Genomic DNA, 16402 nt, shown 5'->3' on the forward strand with positions numbered 1-16402 from the left:
AACCATGACCGAGCCCCCCAGCACCGGCCCCGCCGACGACGACCGGAAGGCGCACGCCACCGGCACCGCTCGGCATGAGCCCGAACCGCCCTTCGAGGGACCGCTGCACGCCCTCTCCCGGGCCGCCTGGCAGATCGTCCTGCTCACCGGGATCGCCTCCCTCGTCCTCGGCGTCCTGGTCCTCGTCTGGCCCGGCGCCTCGCTGCTCGCCGCCGGCGTGCTCTTCGGCATCTACCTGCTGATCGCCGGTGTCTTCCAGCTGATCGCGGCGTTCGGCACGCACCGGGCCACCTCACTGCGCGTGCTGGCCTTCATCAGCGGCGCGCTGATGATCGTGCTGGGCCTCTTCTGCTTCCGCGGCCCCCTGGAGTCGATCCTCCTGCTCGCCCTGTGGATCGGCATCGGCTGGCTGATCCGCGGGATCACCCAGACCATGGCCGCGGTCTCCGACTCCCGGATGCCGGCGCGGGGCTGGCAGATCTTCCTCGGGATCGTCACGTTCGTCGCCGGCGTCGTGCTGATCGTCTCGCCGTTCAAGTCGGTCGCGGTGCTCACCCTCGTCGCCGGTATCTGGCTGGTCGTCGTCGGCATCGTCGAGATCGTCACGGCGTTCGGCATCCGCAGCCGCGCCAAGCAGATCCCGCAGACCCTGTGAACGCCGGCCTCGCGAGCGCGCGCCTCGTGGACGCGGGCCTCGTGGACGCGGGCCTCGCGTGCGCGGGCCCCGGCTGCCCGGCAGGCGCAGGCCCCGTCGGCATCACCCTGTCCCCTTCTTCTTCGTCTTCTTCGTCAACCTCGCGCCCCGCAGGTACGCCGAGCGAGCGGATCTCGGGCCCCGCACGATGAACACCGCCCACTCCGCGGGGAGATGACCGGCATGAGCAGCGGTGTCCCGACCGGACGTCGCCCGCGGTCAGGCCCCGCCTGGCCGCGGGCGCTCGTGCTGCTGCTCGTCCTGCTGCTGGCCGGCGTCCCGACGGCTGCCGAGGCCCTCGCCGCGGCCGCCCCGGCCGTCTCGGCGGAGACCGTCGAGCACGACGTCCTCGACATCCCGCTGCGGCCACCCGCCCGCACCGTCCACCGCGCCGACGTACCCCAGCGCCCCGCGCCGCTCCCCGACCCGGCGCCCGCCGGCCCGGCGGACCGCCACCGTCCCTGCCCGACGGGACCGCGTCCGCCGTACGCCACGCCCCTCCTGCGCACCGTGGTCCTGCGCTGCTGACCGACCGGCTGCTCCCGCACACGTCCAGGTCAGTCAGCTCTACGCAAGGAACACAGTCATGTCCTCAGACCCGTACGCGGTCCTGCGCGCCCTGCTGCGCGCGGAAGCCGTGCGCAGCACGCCGAAGCCCGAGACGAAGACGGCCGAACCGCCGAGGCCGCGGCCGCAGGAGCACAAACGCGGTTGATCCCGCGGAGCCGAGCCGGGTGTCCCGTGCGGGCGCCCGGCTCACCTGCGTCTGCGGGCCGTACCGAACAGCGACCTGGTGATCTCGCGGCCGAGTTGCGTACCCACCGACCGGGCGAGGGACCTGAACATCCCGCTGGCGACGACCTGTTCGACCAGCGACGGTTCTTCCGTGCCGGCCCTCGCGGCTTTCGATGCCCTCGGTTCGGCGGCCGGCGCCCGCTGCAGCTTCTCGTACGCCGACTCCCGGTCCACAGCCTGTGCATAACGTCCGTGGAGCGCGGACCCCCGCACCGCCGCGTCCAGCTCCGCCGCGTCCACCGGACCCATCAGGGACTCGGGGGCCCGCAGCCGGGTCGCCGCCACCGGTGTCGGGGCGCCCGTCTCGCCGAGCACGGTCACCACGGCCTCGCCGATGCCGAGCCCGGTGAGCAGTTCCTCGAGGTCGTACGACGACTTCGGGAAGGTCTGCACGGTGGCCCGCAACGCCTTCTGGTCCTCCGGGGTGAAGGCCCTGAGCGCGTGCTGGACGCGGTTGCCGAGCTGGGCGAGGACGTCGGACGGTACGTCCTTCGGGGTCTGCGTGACGAAGAAGACGCCGACCCCTTTCGAGCGAATGAGGCGCACGGTCTGCGTGATCGAGTCCAGGAACGCCTTCGAGGCGTCGTCGAACAGCAGGTGTGCCTCGTCGAAGAAGAAGACCAGCCTGGGCCGGTCGGCGTCGCCGATCTCGGGGAGGTCGTGGAACAGGTCGGCGAGCAGCCACATCAGGAAGGTGGAGAAGAGAAGGGGCTTGTCCTGGACGGCCGGGAGTTCGAGGACCGAGACGACGCCGCGGCCGTCCGGTGCCGTGCGCAGGAGGTCGGCCGTGTCGAACTCCGGCTCGCCGAAGAAGTCCGCCATGCCCTGGGCCTCGAAGGCGGTGAGCGAGCGCAGGATCACCCCGGCCGTGGCCGTCGACAGCCCGCCGATGTCCTTCAGTTCCGCCTTGCCCTCGGCAGAGGTGAGGAAGGCGACCACCGCCCTGAGGTCCTTGAGGTCGATCAGCTCCAGGCCCTTGGTGTCGGCGTAGTGGAAGATCAGGCCGAGGGACTGTTCCTGGGTCCGGTTGAGCTGGAGCACCTTGGCGAGCAGCAGCGGGCCGAAGCTGGTGATCGTCGCGCGGACGGGGATGCCGTGGCCGAGGCCGCCGAGCGCGAGGAACTCGGCGGGGAAGCCGGCCGCCGTCCACTGCTGTCCGACCTCGGCCGCCCGGCCCCTGACCCTGTCGTTCGCCTGCCCGGGCCGCGCGACACCGGACAGGTCGCCCTTGACGTCCGCCAGGAACACCGGGACGCCGTGCGCCGAGAGCTGCTCGGCGATCAGCTGGAGCGTCTTGGTCTTGCCGGTGCCGGTGGCGCCGGCGACCAGGCCGTGGCGGTTGAGCATGGGGAGCGGGATGCGGACCGGCGCGCCGGGAAAGCACCGGCCGTCCCGGAGAAGGGCGCCGAGATCCAGCGCCTGACCGGCGAAGGCGTACCCGGCGGCGATCCCGGCGGCCACGGGATCGCCGACGCTCGCGGGATCCGTGCCGCCCGGGGCCGGGGCCGCGGCACCGGCCTCGTCGGCCGCACCGGCACTCATCATCGGACCCCCTGTTCCCTTTTAGCCCAGTTGATGACCTTTACGGTGTCTTTTCCAGCGTCGCACTCGGTCGCCATGGCTGCGCCCGGAACGTCTGGACCGGTAGGCTTTCCGTGTGATCTTCAAGCGCATCGGAAACGGCCGGCCGTACCCCGACCACGGCCGGGAGAGCACCCGGCAGTGGGCGGACGTCGCACCGCGCCCGGTCCGCCTCGATCAGCTCGTGACGACCAAGGGGCAGCTCGACCTGGAGACCCTCCTCGCCGAGGACTCGACGTTCTACGGCGACCTCTTCGCGCACGTCGTGAAGTGGCAGGGCGACCTGTACCTGGAGGACGGGCTGCACCGCGCGGTCCGCGCCGCCCTCCAGCAGCGCCAGGTGCTGCACGCACGCGTGCTCGAACTCGACTGATCACCCGCCAGCCACCGGGCATTTGCCGCCGGTTGGCCCTTTCGGGTTGGACCGCGCACCATCGGATGATCATCTATTAGTCAACGCACCCGTGGCGCACTACGCTGCGCACATGAGCATGCTGACTCCCCCCGGCATGGGCGGCCAGTACCGGATCACAGGGGACAAATACCCTCGCATGCGCCCGCGCCGACGGCGTGCCCGGCTCGTCCTCTCCGTGGTCGCCTCCGTCACCGCGCTCGGCCTGGTCGGCTGGGGCACCCTGCAGCTCATCGACGTCTTCACGGGCGGCGGCGGGACGGCCTCGGCGGCCGGCTCAGCGGGAGACTGCGTCAAGCAGGCCGCCGCCAGCGCCAGCCCCGCGGCCGGCGCGTCGGCCGGTACGTCGGCCGTGGCGCTGCCGAAGCCGGCCCAGATCACGGTGAACGTCTACAACGCCACGACCCGCACCGGCCTGGCCAAGGACACCGCGGACGAACTGAAGAAGCGCGGCTTCAAGATCGGCGACGTCGGCAACGCGCCGGCGAAGTTCGACCAGAAGGTCAAGGGCACGGCGATACTGCTCGGCCCGCCCACGGCCCTGAAGACCTCGCTCCCGGTCCTCGCCACGCAGGTGACGGCAGCCGACCAGCGCACGGAGGCGGGCCGCAAGGGCACCGCCGTCGACCTGATCATCGGCAACGCCTTCAAAACCCTCACCCCCCAGACAACAGCCGCAAAGGCCATCACAGCCCTGTCGAACCCCACCCCGACAGCCTCGACTTCAAAGAAGAGCTGCTGAGACCAGCGGCAAGCGCCCCGAAGGGGCGCTGGGGGTACCCCCGGCCGAAGGCTGGGGGAGGAACTGCGCGACCAGCCACGACGAACCCGCAGCCGCCGACTCACCCGCGCACCCCTGCAGCGCCGAAGCTACGCCCGCCAGGGCGAACCGCCCGCTACTCGGCCGCCCCGTACAGCCGGTCCCCGGCGTCCCCCAGCCCCGGCACGATGTACCCGTGCTCGTTGAGGTGGTCGTCCACCGCCGCCGTCACGACCGTGACCGGCGTGCCCGCCAGCTCCCGTTCCATGAGCTCGACGCCCTCGGGCGCAGCGAGCAGCACGACCGCCGTCACGTCGTCCGCGCCACGCCGAATGAGCTCGCGGATCGCCGCGACCAGCGTGCCGCCCGTCGCCAGCATCGGGTCCAGGACGTACACCTGGCGCCCGGAGAGGTCCTCCGGCATCCGCGAGGCGTACGTGGACGCCTGCAGCGTCTCCTCGTTGCGGATCATGCCCAGGAAGCCCACCTCGGCGGTCGGCAGCAGCCGGACCATGCCGTCCAGCATGCCGAGCCCGGCCCGCAGGATCGGCACCACCAGCGGGCGCGGCCGGGCGAGCTTGACGCCGGTCGTGGCGGCCACCGGGGTCTGGATGTCGACGGCCTCGGTCCGCACGTCCCGCGTCGCCTCGTAGGCGAGCAGGGTGACCAGTTCGTCGGCGAGCCGACGGAACGTCGCGGAGTCGGTGCGCTGGTCGCGCAGCGTGGTGAGCTTGTGGGCGACCAGGGGGTGGTCGACGACGTGGAGACGCATGTCCACAACAGTAACCGCGCCCCCGCACACCTCGCGCAGGCCCGCGCAGCCCCACGTGGGCATCAAACCCCCCATCCGGGGGAAAGTGGAGGTGTCGGACTGGGGGTGATGCGACCGTGCCCGAGCTTCCTGAGCCGCCCGAGCGGCCGGACCGCGCGTACGGCGCGCCCGAGGGCGAGACGGAGGCCGAGCGGCGGCGCCGCCGGGCCCGGTTCCTGCGCGAGCTCGCCGAGGCGCGGGCGCTGCGCGACCGCGTCCAGCCCCGCCGCGCCAAGGCGGCCCGGCTGCGGCACGCGATGCGCATGCGGACGTTCCGCTGGTAGGAATCGCCAGGAGTCCACGAGATCGGCAGGAGTCCGCAGGACTCGCCAGGAGTCGGCAGGACTCGGCAAGAGTCGTAAAGCCGATCCTTCGGCAAAGATCCACTCCTTGTGGCGCGTTGCGGTCCGTCATGGGGAAGGCCGTGCGTGGGGCGCGGGAAAACCCGCGTACGATCCGCAGGTGGCGGCAACGAGTGCGCTGGTGACTGCGTTCACGGACGCATGGATGGCTCTTTGCATACGTGCGATCAAAACTGCCAGACACAGGGAGCCGAAGACGTCCCCTGAACGCCTTGTTTCTGCCACGATTCCGAGTGGGCGGGGCTCGGAGCACAGCTCTCCCCGTCCAGAACCTCCGCCGGGGGGACCCCCAACCGGCACGCCTAAGACCAGTGGGAGAGTCACGGTGTACTTCGCCGCACTGCTCGCGCGCACCGAAGACGGGTGGGAAGCGAGCGACACAGAGCTCGACGATGTGGAGACCCTGTCGGACCTGGCCGACCTGGCCCGGGAATCGGCGCCGGACGCCGACGACACGGTGCTCGTCTTCATCGAGCAGGAAGACGCTTGGTTCGGCGTCGTGCGCGTGGACGGCGAGGAGGACCCCCGGGTCTTCGTCTCCAACGCAGCCGCCGCCGCCCGCAGCTCGTACGGCGAGCTCCTGCTCACCGACGAACTGCTCGGAAGGGAGCCCAAGGACGACGCCGACGACCTGGACGCCCTCGACCTCGACGGCACCGAGGACGGTGAGCCGGACGCCGAGGACGACGACGACGCGGACGGTTCCGCCGTGCCGGCCGGCCCGGTCGGCGACGCCGCGATCCTGGACGACCTGGGCGTGAGCGCGAAGGAACTGCTGACCCTGGACGAGGACGCGCTCGGCGAGATCGCCGAGGCCCTGGGCGCCTCCGACGTCCTGGAGACCGTCCGCTGACCTTCCACGAGGCACCCGGGTCCCCCGACCCGGTACGCGACCGCTGGCGGGCCGCGATGCGGCTCGCCCTGGACGAGGCCGGCCGGGCCGTCCGGGGCGGGGACGTCCCCGTCGGCGCCGTCGTGCTGTCACCGGACGGTACGACGGTCCTCGCGGCCGGGCACAACGAACGCGAGGCCACCGGCGACCCCACCGCGCACGCCGAGGTCCTCGCCCTGCGCCGGGCCGCCGCGACGCTCGGGGAGTGGCGCCTCACCGGCTGCACCCTGGTCGTCACGCTGGAGCCCTGCACGATGTGCGCCGGCGCCCTGGTCCAGTCCCGGGTGGACCGGGTCGTCTACGGCGCCCGCGACGAGAAGGCCGGCGCCGCGGGGTCCCTCTGGGACGTCGTCCGCGACCGGCGGCTGAACCACCGCCCCGAGGTCGTCGAGGGCGTCCTGGCGGACGAATCCGCCCACCTCCTCACGGACTTCTTCCGCACCCGCTGACACACGAGCCGACGCGCCCGCCGGCGCACCCGCCGACGCCTTCCCCGGCCGCCGAATACCGATTTCAGAGCACGGCCCCCCGTGCTGTAGGGTCTCCCTCGGTAGCGTGTCCGAGCGGCCGAAGGAGCTCGCCTCGAAAGCGAGTGTGGCGCAAGTCACCGAGGGTTCAAATCCCTCCGCTACCGCAGGTAGACGAAGGGTCCGGCTCATCGAGTCGGACCCTTCGCGTGTCTCCGTCTCAGTTTCCGTCTCAGTTGATTGATCGAACGCTTCAAAATCCTCGGTCCTCTTGCCCGGTTCCCGTCTACTCTCCATCTGTGGATCGCGACTGGATGCGGCAGCGGCTCGAAGGGTTCGATCAGCTAGCAAGGGCCTATTGGGGGATCAGGGAGACCAAGGGAGACTTCGCAGGAGCAAGGAAGCGGCTCTTCGAAACTGAGCCCACGGTTACCAAGATCCTCCAGTGCCTCGACCCTCAGATGTCCGGGGTAGAGGTGCTCCAGGAAGATGAATGGCGCGGGCTGGTCATCAATACGAACGCAGTCAGGCGCGGCATCGGCATCCTGGCAGACATGGACGAGTGGGCAACACGCTTGGCGCCCGACGCTCCCTCGCTTCCGGCGGATCAGTTCCACCCCTGGGTATGGGACGCCGCTCGCACCTTCTGGGAGTCCAGGCACTACCGGGCCGCCGTCCACGCCGCCGCCACGTCGATCAACGCACACCTTCAGGACAAGCTCGGTCGACGTGACCTGTCGGACGCGAAGCTTGTCCAGGAAGCCTTCAGCGACAAGGCACCAGAGGCAGGAAAGCCCCGGCTTCGGATACCGGGCGACCAAACAGATCCGGGAGTCCAGACACGGCAGCGTGGCGCCCTCCAGCTCGGCCAGGGGGCTTACTCCGCGCTCCGGAACCCTGCCGCCCACGAAACGGGTGACTTGGCGGAGCAGGAGGCCTTGGAGCAGTTGGCCACGTTCAGTGTGCTTGCACGACTCATCAATCAGTGCCAGGTCGTGACTTAAGTAGATGGGGGCAGGCCTGAAGACCTGCCCCCATCACTCACCTGACCGGTACCAGCACTCCGGCAACTCCGTCGTCATCCTCGTCCGGTCCGTATCCGGTCGGCTTCCAGATCAGCCCGTCCACCCGCTGGGCAACCTCGTTGCGGACCGAGTCGACCATGTGCTGATACCTCGCGGCCATGGCCGTTGTGGACCAACCCATCAGGCCCATGACGGCCCGCTCGGAGACTCCAAGGATCAGCAGGACCGTAGCTGCGGTGTGGCGAGCGTCATGCAGACGGCCGTCTCGCACGTTCGCGTCTACGAGCAGTTCCTTCCAGTCGTCGTAGTCCGTTCGGGGCGATGTGCCCCGACCGGCGGGCGTGGCGAACAACCACCCCTCATCCGCCCATTGGTCCCCCGCTGCCGCGCGTTCGGCGTCCTGCTTGAGCCGATGGACTCGTAGCAGATCCACAAGCTGTGCAGGGAGCCCCACGGCCCGCCGTCCGGCACGGGACTTCGTGTCGGCCGTCTCGGGGTTCGTCCGCTGACGCTGCGGGCAGTAGCCGGCCTTCCTTCCGCAGGTGTCGCCGCACCCGTGGGCGTAGCGCGGTCGGCGGCGGCTCCGACGGACCATGAGAACGCCCCGCTCCAGGTCGACGTCAGCCCACTTGAGACCCAACGCCTCCCCCTGCCGGAGTCCGAGGGCGAGCGCCACGGCCCACCGTGCCGAGTTGCGGCGGTCGTCGGCGGTCCGCAAGAGGCGCTGAACCTCTTCGACGGTGTACGGCTCCACCTCTTCCTCTCGGAGGCGGGGTGCCTTGGCGAGTTGGACGGGATTCCGTCCCAGGTGGCCGCGCCGTACAGCCTCGTTCAGCGCAGTGCGAAAGGTGCGGTGAATCTGATGGATCGTTCCCGCCTTACGGCCGTCCGCCTGCATGTTGCCGTAGAAGCGTTCGATGTGCTCCGGCCGAAGCTTGTCGAGCCGGTGGGCACCAAGGGCGGGGATCAGGTGCTTCCGGACGGCGACCCCGTACCCGACCATGGTGTTTTCGTTCACGGCGAGCGGGGCGATGGTCTCGACCCAGTGAGTCAGCCATGTCTTGACCGTCCAGGGCTTTCCCGGCTTGGCCAGTGTCTTGGCGTCGCGCTGCTTCTCCAGCTCCCGGACGGCGGCAGTCACTTCGGCGCGGGTCTTGCGTTCGACGTGGCGCCGGTCGGGGCTCCCGTCATCGCGGATGCCGACGGTGACGCGACCGTGCCACTTCCCGTCACTCCCCTGATAGATGGACGATCGGCCGTTCGGCTGACGGGTGCGCTTCTTGTCGTTGTTGGCTTCGGCCATGCGTGTACTCCTCAGGCGGCGGGGCGGTAGCTCTTGCGGCGGCGGGAGACGAACTCCGGGACAGCGTCAGCCGGGACCCTGCGCAGGTGCCCGACCGTGATGGACTCCAGCTCTCCGGAGCTGATGAGCCGGTAGCAGACGGTTCGGCCGATCTGGAGACGGCGGGCCGCCTCTTCGACGGTCAGCAGTACGAGGGTGGGATCGATGACTTCGGCGAGTTGGGCCGTGTCCATGCGGTGACTCCTCGGGGGCAGTCCTCGGGGGGCTCTCTGAGGGCCGCTACTTCCGCTACCGCCGCTACCGCGCAGGTCAGGGGCCTGTTCGGGGTAGCGGGAAGGGGTAGCGGTAGCGGATGGGTAGCGGGGCGGTAGCGGCAACTCGGGGTGGTTGCCGCTACCGCGTTGTTGCTGGTCAGGCCAGGTTTTCGGTGCCCGGTAGCGGAGGTAGCGGACTTTCCGGGGGTGGGGGGAGGTAGCGGGCCCACGCGTCCCACAGATCGGCGGCGTAGTAGCCCTTCAGCACGCTCCCGGCGGTCTTGATGTTGCGGGAGGTGATCGGCTCGTTGTCCGCCGTCATGTACTCCGCGAGCATTCGCCCCAACCTGCGGTTGTCGAGCGGCTTGCCGTGCAGATCGGCCCATGGCGCGTCGTCCAGGGCGTTGAGCCGGTCCAGGATGGCCACGGTCGGCAGCCGGTCGATACCGACCATGACGTGGTCGCGCAGGTCGGCGAGCAGCCGGATACCGAGGCTGCCTTTGTCGTTGGCCTTGGACGCGGTGACCAGCGTGACGCACGCGGCGCGGGCCCGCTCCGGCCAGTCGCCTCCGGCCGCGTCCGCGACGGCGAGCAGCGGTTCCCAGACGTCTGCCGGCCGGTCGGTGACCTCGTCGGGCATGTCCGGCCACACGTTCATGACCCGCTCGCTGACCTGCTCTGCCCAGGTGGCGAGCCGGTCGCGCAGGGCGAAGCCTTCCTGCTCGTGGATACGGGTGCGGTAGGGCTCGATCTTCTCGTTGCGGGCCCTGCGGCGCATGCGGATGTTGACGGAGCGGTCCCGGATGGTGTCGGGCAGGTAGCCGAGCCCGGCCACGGCCACGGCGGCGTAGGAGTGGAATGCCTGCACGGTCTGGTTGGCGCCGTCTCCCACGCAGCGGAACATCGGCCGGTTGCGGCGGTGTCCTGCGTTGATGAATCCCCGGAGCTGCTCGTTCTCCCCGGCCTTGGGGCCGAAGATGGTGTCGATCTCGTCGAAGAGGATCGTGGGCCGCTTGCCGTCGACCCCGGAGACCGCGCGGAATAGGGCGGCGGCGGAGGCGTCGACAGCGGCCATGGGGTTGGGCACGAGCGTTTCCACGATCTCCAACGCACGCGACTTCCCCGACCCCGGTTCGGGGGACAGGAATGCCAGACGCGGGGTGGACTCGAAGCAGTCGAGCAGATGCGCGTGCGCGTCCCACAGGGCGACGGCGACGTAGGCGGCCTCGGTAGGGAAGACGTTGAACCTGCGGTGAAAGGCTTCCACCTCGTTGAGCAGCGCGGCGCCGTCGATGACGTCGGTCATGCGGCGGCCCTCCCTTCGGTGAGTGAGGCGGAGGCCCCGGTGCATTCCTTGGCCCGGTGGTACTCGTAGTCGGTGATCAGCGCGGCTACGTCGGCGGCTCCCGTCGCGGTGTCGGTGAGCCCGCACCCGCAGGCGTAGGCGGCCCTGGGGGTGTCGCCGTAGCGCTTGGACCAGCGGGCCCCGTCGTTGGGGTGGCGGTAGACCGGCGGCGCGTAGATCCGGATTCCGGGGCGGTCCGGCGTCGGGTTGGCCGGGTCGACCGGCTGCGGGTCAGCACGAAGAGCAGCTACGACGCCCTTACGGGCGGCGCCTTTCGGCTCGCCCACGGCCGCTTCAGGCCCGGCAGGCCGCGCGGGGCGGGAGTCGTCCGGGGTGGCGGTGAGGCTCTTAGATCGGGGGGGAGGCGGGGTGGTCATGCCGCCCTCCCGCGTGGGGTGTTGCGGGTGATGGACCAGTCCAGTCCGCGCCTGATCACGTCGTCGTAGTAGTGCTGGGACTGGGTCGCGTTGGCCCCCGCCGCCCTACTAAGAGCCTCCTCAACCACGGTGCGGGGGAGGTCGCCGGACGCGATGAACCGTCCCAGGGCGCGCGCGGCCCGCAGCAGCGTCCAGTTGCGGGTGCCGTCCGCAGCCGTGGCAACATTCCGGGCCTCATTGGCGAGCGCTACATCCGCATATCGGCGGGATTGCCCCGCAACGGCCCCTGAGGGTGCCTGTACTGGCTTGGGGGCGGGTTGCAGGACGCTTTGGAGCCAGGAGGGCAGAGGAGCCGCCACGGGGGCGCACAGGGCTTCGTACGCTCCGGCGGGGGTGCTGGAGCCGGCGGCGACGACGTACCCGCCCCATGCGCGGGTGTCGACCAACTCCCCGATGGTCCCGGCGGTGTTGGTGAGGCGGACGCCGGCCGGGACGGCGAAGTACAGGTGCTCTCCGCCGCTCGCGGTCCGCACCCGGTAGGTCTCCGGGACGGCGTGCCCGGCGCGCTCGCAGAGCGCTCCGAAGGTTGCCGCGCCGCCAGGCGCGTCCGAACTGCCCTTGTCCTTGGGCACGTCCAGGTCGACCACGAGCAGCCCGGAGGGGCCGGTCGCGATGCCGACGTTGAACGGGGCCCGCGACCAGGCGGCACGGATGCGGTCCGGGTCGGTCGTGGCGCGCAGCTCCCACTTCCGGTGCCCGGCCGCGCACTCCCCGGTGCCGGGGCACGCCTGCTCGCCGTGCAGGGCCGGGGGCTTGCCGCCGGGGCGCAGGGGGAAGACGTGCCAACCACGTGCAGCCGCTTCCAGGGCGGCCCGCAACAGGTGCGCTCGCCGGATGTCGGTGGGTTGCGTCATGCTGGGAGACCTCCACAGGTCTGTTGATGGCAGGTGGATTGGCGGCGGCCCCGGTTCTTGGCGGAAGGGGGCCGCCGTTGTCGTTCGCTGGAGCGGTCAGGCCGCTTCGCGGCCGGGCAGGAGCATGCCGTCATCGGCCTTGCGGAGGGCTCCCGTGGCGGTGAGTGCCTTGACCTCGCGGGAGACGGTGCCCTTGTTGATGCCGGTCCGGTCGGTGACGTCCCGCAGCGTCCGGGCGCCGTCGTGCACGGCCTTGAGCACCCGGTCCCGGTTCGTGTCCGCCACCGGTGCTCCGGCCGGCGCTGCCGTGGTGGCGTCCTGCTCCTTGACCAGACGGAGCGTGCTCCCCGAGGGGCTGGCGGAGGTGCGTTGCCAGACGGGCCGGTCGGGCAGGGCGATGACGTCGGCCGGTGAGAACGCGCGGGTGTTGATCGGGTGAGGCTTGGCCTTGGGCCCGGAGCGCAGCATCGCTACACCCGGCATGGGCAGTTCGTGCGCGTGCCAGCCCTTCTCCGTGGCGTCCTCGCCGAAGACCACGCGGGACTCACCCGACGTCGACAGCGCGAGCGCGGCCCGGTAGGTGATCTGCGCGCTGATCTGCGGGTCAATGCCGCCCTTGGCGTCCATGGTCGGCTTCTGTGTCGCCCAGATCAGGATGATCTCCGCCGCCCGTGCCATCCGGGCGAGGGTGCCCAGGTTCTCCATGATCTGGGACCAGTCCGGATCGCCCTGCTCGTCGGCCGTGCCCCGGACGCGCTTGCGGCGAGCCATGGTGATGACTTCGGCTCCCTCGTCCACGAAGACCGTGATCCGGGGCCGCTCGGGGCTGATCTGGATGACGTCCTGGCCGCGCGGGATCAGCTCCAGCCGCTCATGCATCTCCTCGACCAGTTCATCGGTGACCTGCATGACCTCATCGATCGTGATGGCGGTCCGGGAGCGGTGCTGCCAGTTGACCGCCTCCACCCGCTTGGGGTCGATGACCACCAGGCGGTGATCCTCGTACTCCGAGGCTTCGGCCAGCAGCGCGCGGGTCGACCAGGACTTGCCCGACCCGGACGTACCGGCGATCAGCATCCGGCGCCCCAACGGGACCTGCACCGGCTCACCGGTGACCGTGTCGACGCCCCACGGCGCCCCCGGCGTCCAGCCGGTCAGGTCGATGCCATCAGCCGCGCTGCGGGTCCGCAGCGTGATCGTGGCCCGGTCCCCGTGACTGCCCGACGTGATCTCCACCCGCAGATCCGTCCGCGCACCCAGCAGCGCGCGGATCTCATCGGTCTTGGCACGGAACGTCTTGGGCGTCCACCGGCCGTCCAGCCGCACGTGCGAGACCAGTCCGGCCGGGGTGAGCTTGGCCGGGGTCGGCACCGTGCCCGACAGTCCGCGGGCGTCCGCGTTGCTCACCCAGAACGACGGGTCCAGCCGGGAGGCGAGGCGCCGCTCCTCTGCGGTCATCCCGTCCTCGAACTGCACGGCCGGTTGCCGGCGCCCCAGCCACAGACCGGCGACGTTCAGCCCGATCAGGCCGGCCGACACCGACGCCGGCCACAGCGTGAGCGCGTGCGTGGCCTCCGTCATCAGCCACGACGCCACTCCGCCCGGCACCGCGTGCGCGGCGTGCGTCTGCACCGCGAGGGCCCGCAGGGTGGCGGGGTAGTTCTTCCGCGCCGCCTTCAGCACGGACCGCGCCTGACTGTGATGCTGCCGCGCGGCCTTGTCCGCCGTCCGCGCGGCCCGACGCGTTGCCGACAGCGGGTTGGTGGACGCCTTGCGGGCCGCGCTGCGCTGGTTGCGGGCCATCGCGGCGGTGGACCGCGCGGCGTTGTGCTCGCGCTGCGCCGCCATGAGCGCCTTCAGGTGCTCCGGAGTGCGCAGCAGCGTGCGCCGTTCCGCCTCACGGTCCCAACGCGCCGCGAACGGCGCGCACATCGGCGCGAGCGCGTCCAACGCGGTGTTGGTCGTCGCGGTGGTGGTCGACCATGCTTGCTTCCAGTCCACGAAAGGGTCCTCCAAGACCGTGGATGAGGGCCGGTGCGCCGTTGCGTGGCGCCACCGGCCCGCCCGAAATGGGTGGTTGGCGTGACCGGTTGCGTCGGCCATGCCGGTTGACCCCCTGCAACCGCCTCTGACCTGCGCAGTTGCAGAGTTGCGCCGTTCCGGGAAGGGGGCCCCTACGCGCACGCGCGCGAGGGAGCGCTGAAAATGCCGCCGCACAGCCCCTCCACGGGGGTCTGTGCGGCCGTTCGAGGGGCCGGGGGTCTCGACCCACACGCGAGGGGGGTCAGGAGCCCTGCGGGCCGCCTACGACTTTCGGGTCAACGGCTCTTGCGGCTGAGCCGTTTGGCGGCGGCCTTGCCGTCGCCGCCGCCGACCGAGCGGACGACGGTGACCACGCCCCACGCCATGACGGCGGCGAGCAGCGCGAGGATCGCAAGGTTCGCGGCGATCGCGGTCAGGACACCGACCAGCAGCGGGCCGAAGTAGACGCCGGCCGCGACCGCACCGGCTCCGACACCGGAGCCGAGCGCGACGCGCTGCACCGTGCGGTCCGGCGGCGCCTGGTGGATGTGAACCACCTGCGGCCCGGAAGGCTGCTGCACGGGCAGGGCGGCGGGGTCGGCGTAGACGTGGCTGCCGTCGGGGAGCTGGACGACCGTCAGCGGCCGGTGTGCGGGGAGCTGTTCCATGACGCACCCTCCGGGGCGTTGTCGGGGAAAGCACAGGTGGAGCACATGCCGAGCGACGGCGGGATGACGTATCCCGCGTCCCGGCGGCAGGCGGGGCAGGTGCGGCGGGCAGCGTTGGCCTTGGCCAGAGCCGCCCACCGGGCCGGGGTCATCGGCCTGACCGGCAGGGCCAGGTCAGTGCGGTACAGGTAGGCGACCAGCGGCCCGCGCCGGCGCCGTGGGCGTTCGAGCTGCGCCGCCACGTCCTGACCGCCGGGGCGCAGCCCGAGTGCCCGAAGTTGGCGGTAGGTCGCATAGCCGTCCGGGGCCAGGCGCCACCGGTAGACGGGCAGGGCGCCCATCAGGCGACCGACAGACCGCGTTCGGCGCGCAGGGTGTCGCGCAGGCTGCGGGCGTTGGCCGGGGAGGTGCGGACCTCACGACGGATGCCCTCGGCAGTCAGCCGGACGTCCGGCCAACCGGCCGTTGCCGTCCGCGCCTCGCTCAGCAGCTCACCCGGCGTGCGCTTCCGGCGCGGAGTGCGGGCCACCTCGGGCACCCGCCCCGTCGCCCGACGCTGCCGGGTCGACTCGGCAGCCACCGCGCGCCGCTCGATCGGGGGCACGGCCAGCTGCTCGATGGCCTTGACCGGCTTGGCGGGGATGCTCGACTTCAGGAAACCCACGGCCACCGGCCGGGGCAGTGCCGTCACGTTCGGCGTGATCGGCTCCGGGGTCGATACCACGAGGTCAGAACTAGACCGATTCCTCTCGTTTCCGGTCGATTCCTCCGCATTTCCGATCGGGGCTGGGGTCGGGGCGGGGCGGTGGTGCAGCACCTTGGCGACCAGGTCGGAGCCGAAGTAGATCGAGCCGACCGGGAGCGAGGTGGCGAGCAGTACGAGCGCCCAGTTCGCGGGGTCCCAGTCGGCCAGTCGGCCCCAGTCGACCGAGCCGTGCAGCTCCGGGACCAGGCCGTGCACGTAGTTCAGCACGAGCGAGGCGATCGTGTAGGCGGCCAGCACCCGCAGCGCGAACGTCCGGTCGCGACCGGCGAGCACGAGTGTCGCGATCAGGGCGAGCGCCATCAGGCCGTCCACGACGAACGGGTACAGCGTCGCAGCCGTGGCATCCGCGCCGATGGCGCCCGCGATGTCCCGCAGGGCGTTCCAGGACACCCGGAAGGCCATCGCGACCACGGCGACCAGCGCGAGAACGAGGGCCGCACGGCCCTTGCGGTGCAGGCTCATGCCGCGCCGCCCGTCTCGCCGGTCAGGCCGTTGACGTGGTCCCGGTGCGCGGCGAGCACGCGCCGGCGGGCCCGGCGGATACGCCGCTCGTCCAGCTCGCACGGCGTGCGGTCGATGACGATGATCTGCGCGTCCAGCAACTCCATCTCCGCGCGGATGACGGGCATCTCCGCGTCGATGGCGTCCAGCTCCGCGTCCGTGGGCTCCATCCACGGCTCGAACGCGGTAACAGCGTCCTGAACAGTAACGATGTGGTTCATTGGGTCGTGTTCCTCTCGCATAGGAACGGCCCGAACAGCGGCCCCGGTGTTCCAGCACCGGGGCCGCGCGCCGTTGAAGTCGGTAGATCCGGCTCCCCTCAGCGCCGCACGTACAAGACGTGCAGCGGAGGCAACCGGCCGCAACGCTGAGCTGCGGAAAGGTCGGGTTGCGCTGTACTCGCACGCAGGGACAGAACCCACGAGCGCCGCCCTCTTACTCGCAGAGGCGGGG

21 protein-coding genes and 1 tRNA gene are annotated in these 16402 nt (G+C 71.0%); 10 read left to right on the forward strand and 12 right to left on the reverse strand.

Translation table 11 applies throughout. The features are described 5' to 3' along the window. Positions 1-4 precede the first annotated feature (4 nt). The 3 genes from ACFY6U_RS31610 (at position 5) to ACFY6U_RS31620 (ending at position 1409) form a co-directional block, all read left to right on the forward strand. The gene (locus ACFY6U_RS31610) at positions 5-655 is read left to right on the forward strand and encodes an HdeD family acid-resistance protein (protein ID WP_351485577.1); all 651 of its coding nucleotides are present in this window, start codon (positions 5-7) and stop codon (positions 653-655) included. A 222-nt stretch (positions 656-877) separates the two neighbouring features. Beyond that, positions 878-1222, forward strand: a complete 345-nt coding sequence (locus ACFY6U_RS31615; RefSeq protein WP_390043656.1) for a hypothetical protein — start codon at positions 878-880, stop codon at positions 1220-1222. Between the two features lie 58 nt (positions 1223-1280). Next, entirely contained in the window at positions 1281-1409 is a 129-nt protein-coding gene (locus tag ACFY6U_RS31620) for a hypothetical protein (protein ID WP_390043657.1), read from the forward strand. A gap of 41 nt (positions 1410-1450) precedes the next feature. On the opposite strand, the gene ACFY6U_RS31625 is transcribed toward ACFY6U_RS31620, so the two are convergent. Further along, entirely contained in the window at positions 1451-3031 is a 1581-nt protein-coding gene (locus ACFY6U_RS31625) for a helicase HerA-like domain-containing protein (RefSeq protein ID WP_390043976.1), read from the reverse strand. A gap of 115 nt (positions 3032-3146) precedes the next feature. Between ACFY6U_RS31625 and ACFY6U_RS31630 the strand changes: the two genes are divergently transcribed. Together ACFY6U_RS31630 and ACFY6U_RS31635 are read left to right on the forward strand one after the other, a co-directional pair. Further along, positions 3147-3443: a type II toxin-antitoxin system VapB family antitoxin gene (locus ACFY6U_RS31630; protein ID WP_003999914.1), complete on the forward strand. Its 297-nt coding sequence runs from the start codon at positions 3147-3149 to the stop codon at positions 3441-3443. A gap of 112 nt (positions 3444-3555) precedes the next feature. Further along, positions 3556-4224 (forward strand): LytR C-terminal domain-containing protein, encoded by a 669-nt coding sequence (locus ACFY6U_RS31635; RefSeq protein ID WP_390043659.1) that lies wholly within the window; start codon positions 3556-3558, stop codon positions 4222-4224. Positions 4225-4378: 154 nt separating this feature from the next. On the opposite strand, the gene upp is transcribed toward ACFY6U_RS31635, so the two are convergent. Then, positions 4379-5014, reverse strand: a complete 636-nt coding sequence (gene upp / locus ACFY6U_RS31640) for a uracil phosphoribosyltransferase (RefSeq protein ID WP_189262743.1) — start codon at positions 5012-5014, stop codon at positions 4379-4381. A 116-nt stretch (positions 5015-5130) separates the two neighbouring features. On the opposite strand from upp, the gene ACFY6U_RS31645 reads away from it, so the two are divergent. The 5 genes from ACFY6U_RS31645 (at position 5131) to ACFY6U_RS31665 (ending at position 7778) form a co-directional block, all read left to right on the forward strand. Continuing rightward, the gene (locus tag ACFY6U_RS31645) at positions 5131-5337 is read left to right on the forward strand and encodes a hypothetical protein (protein WP_390043661.1); all 207 of its coding nucleotides are present in this window, start codon (positions 5131-5133) and stop codon (positions 5335-5337) included. 403 nt (positions 5338-5740) lie between these two features. Further along, the gene (locus ACFY6U_RS31650; protein ID WP_390043663.1) at positions 5741-6268 is read left to right on the forward strand and encodes a hypothetical protein; all 528 of its coding nucleotides are present in this window, start codon (positions 5741-5743) and stop codon (positions 6266-6268) included. Between the two features lie 56 nt (positions 6269-6324). Continuing rightward, positions 6325-6756 carry a tRNA adenosine(34) deaminase TadA gene (gene tadA, locus ACFY6U_RS31655; protein WP_390043665.1) on the forward strand — a complete coding sequence of 144 codons (432 nt, stop codon included), beginning with the start codon at positions 6325-6327 and terminating at the stop codon, positions 6754-6756. A gap of 100 nt (positions 6757-6856) precedes the next feature. Next, a tRNA-Ser gene (locus ACFY6U_RS31660) sits at positions 6857-6941 on the forward strand. A 132-nt stretch (positions 6942-7073) separates the two neighbouring features. Continuing rightward, entirely contained in the window at positions 7074-7778 is a 705-nt protein-coding gene (locus tag ACFY6U_RS31665; RefSeq protein ID WP_390043667.1) for a TIGR02391 family protein, read from the forward strand. A gap of 37 nt (positions 7779-7815) precedes the next feature. Here ACFY6U_RS31665 and ACFY6U_RS31670 read toward each other — a convergent pair whose 3' ends face one another. The 10 genes from ACFY6U_RS31670 to ACFY6U_RS31715 all read right to left on the reverse strand — a co-directional run bounded on the left by ACFY6U_RS31670 (position 7816) and on the right by ACFY6U_RS31715 (position 16170). Beyond that, positions 7816-9102 (reverse strand): tyrosine-type recombinase/integrase, encoded by a 1287-nt coding sequence (locus tag ACFY6U_RS31670; protein ID WP_390043669.1) that lies wholly within the window; start codon positions 9100-9102, stop codon positions 7816-7818. A gap of 11 nt (positions 9103-9113) precedes the next feature. Next, a complete protein-coding gene (locus ACFY6U_RS31675) occupies positions 9114-9335 on the reverse strand; it encodes a helix-turn-helix domain-containing protein (RefSeq protein ID WP_390043671.1) in 222 nt (73 codons plus the stop codon). A 178-nt stretch (positions 9336-9513) separates the two neighbouring features. Beyond that, positions 9514-10662 (reverse strand): DUF3631 domain-containing protein, encoded by a 1149-nt coding sequence (locus tag ACFY6U_RS31680; protein WP_390043673.1) that lies wholly within the window; start codon positions 10660-10662, stop codon positions 9514-9516. Next, positions 10659-11078, reverse strand: a complete 420-nt coding sequence (locus ACFY6U_RS31685; protein WP_390043675.1) for a hypothetical protein — start codon at positions 11076-11078, stop codon at positions 10659-10661. Before ACFY6U_RS31685 ends, ACFY6U_RS31680 begins: the two co-directional genes overlap by 4 nt. Beyond that, on the reverse strand, positions 11075-11992 hold the full coding sequence (locus ACFY6U_RS31690) for a bifunctional DNA primase/polymerase (RefSeq protein ID WP_390043677.1): 918 nt from the start codon (positions 11990-11992) through the stop codon (positions 11075-11077). The genes ACFY6U_RS31685 and ACFY6U_RS31690 overlap by 4 nt, the downstream gene beginning before the upstream one ends. Positions 11993-12088: 96 nt before the next feature. Beyond that, positions 12089-13993: an FtsK/SpoIIIE domain-containing protein gene (locus ACFY6U_RS31695; protein ID WP_390043679.1), complete on the reverse strand. Its 1905-nt coding sequence runs from the start codon at positions 13991-13993 to the stop codon at positions 12089-12091. Positions 13994-14310: 317 nt separating this feature from the next. Then, positions 14311-14682 (reverse strand): DUF6251 family protein, encoded by a 372-nt coding sequence (locus tag ACFY6U_RS31700; protein WP_390043680.1) that lies wholly within the window; start codon positions 14680-14682, stop codon positions 14311-14313. Further along, positions 14652-15023, reverse strand: coding sequence for an RRQRL motif-containing zinc-binding protein (locus ACFY6U_RS31705; RefSeq protein ID WP_390043682.1), 372 nt, complete (start codon positions 15021-15023; stop codon positions 14652-14654). Before ACFY6U_RS31705 ends, ACFY6U_RS31700 begins: the two co-directional genes overlap by 31 nt. After that, a complete protein-coding gene (locus ACFY6U_RS31710; RefSeq protein ID WP_390043684.1) occupies positions 15023-15910 on the reverse strand; it encodes a DUF2637 domain-containing protein in 888 nt (295 codons plus the stop codon). The genes ACFY6U_RS31705 and ACFY6U_RS31710 overlap by 1 nt, the downstream gene beginning before the upstream one ends. Further along, complete coding sequence (locus ACFY6U_RS31715; protein ID WP_390043686.1) at positions 15907-16170, reverse strand: DUF6284 family protein; 264 nt, start codon at positions 16168-16170, stop codon at positions 15907-15909. Before ACFY6U_RS31715 ends, ACFY6U_RS31710 begins: the two co-directional genes overlap by 4 nt. Positions 16171-16402 lie beyond the last annotated feature (232 nt).

The sequence above is a fragment of the Streptomyces sp. NPDC013157 genome, from assembly GCF_042899865.1.
GTDB lineage: Bacteria > Actinomycetota > Actinomycetes > Streptomycetales > Streptomycetaceae > Streptomyces.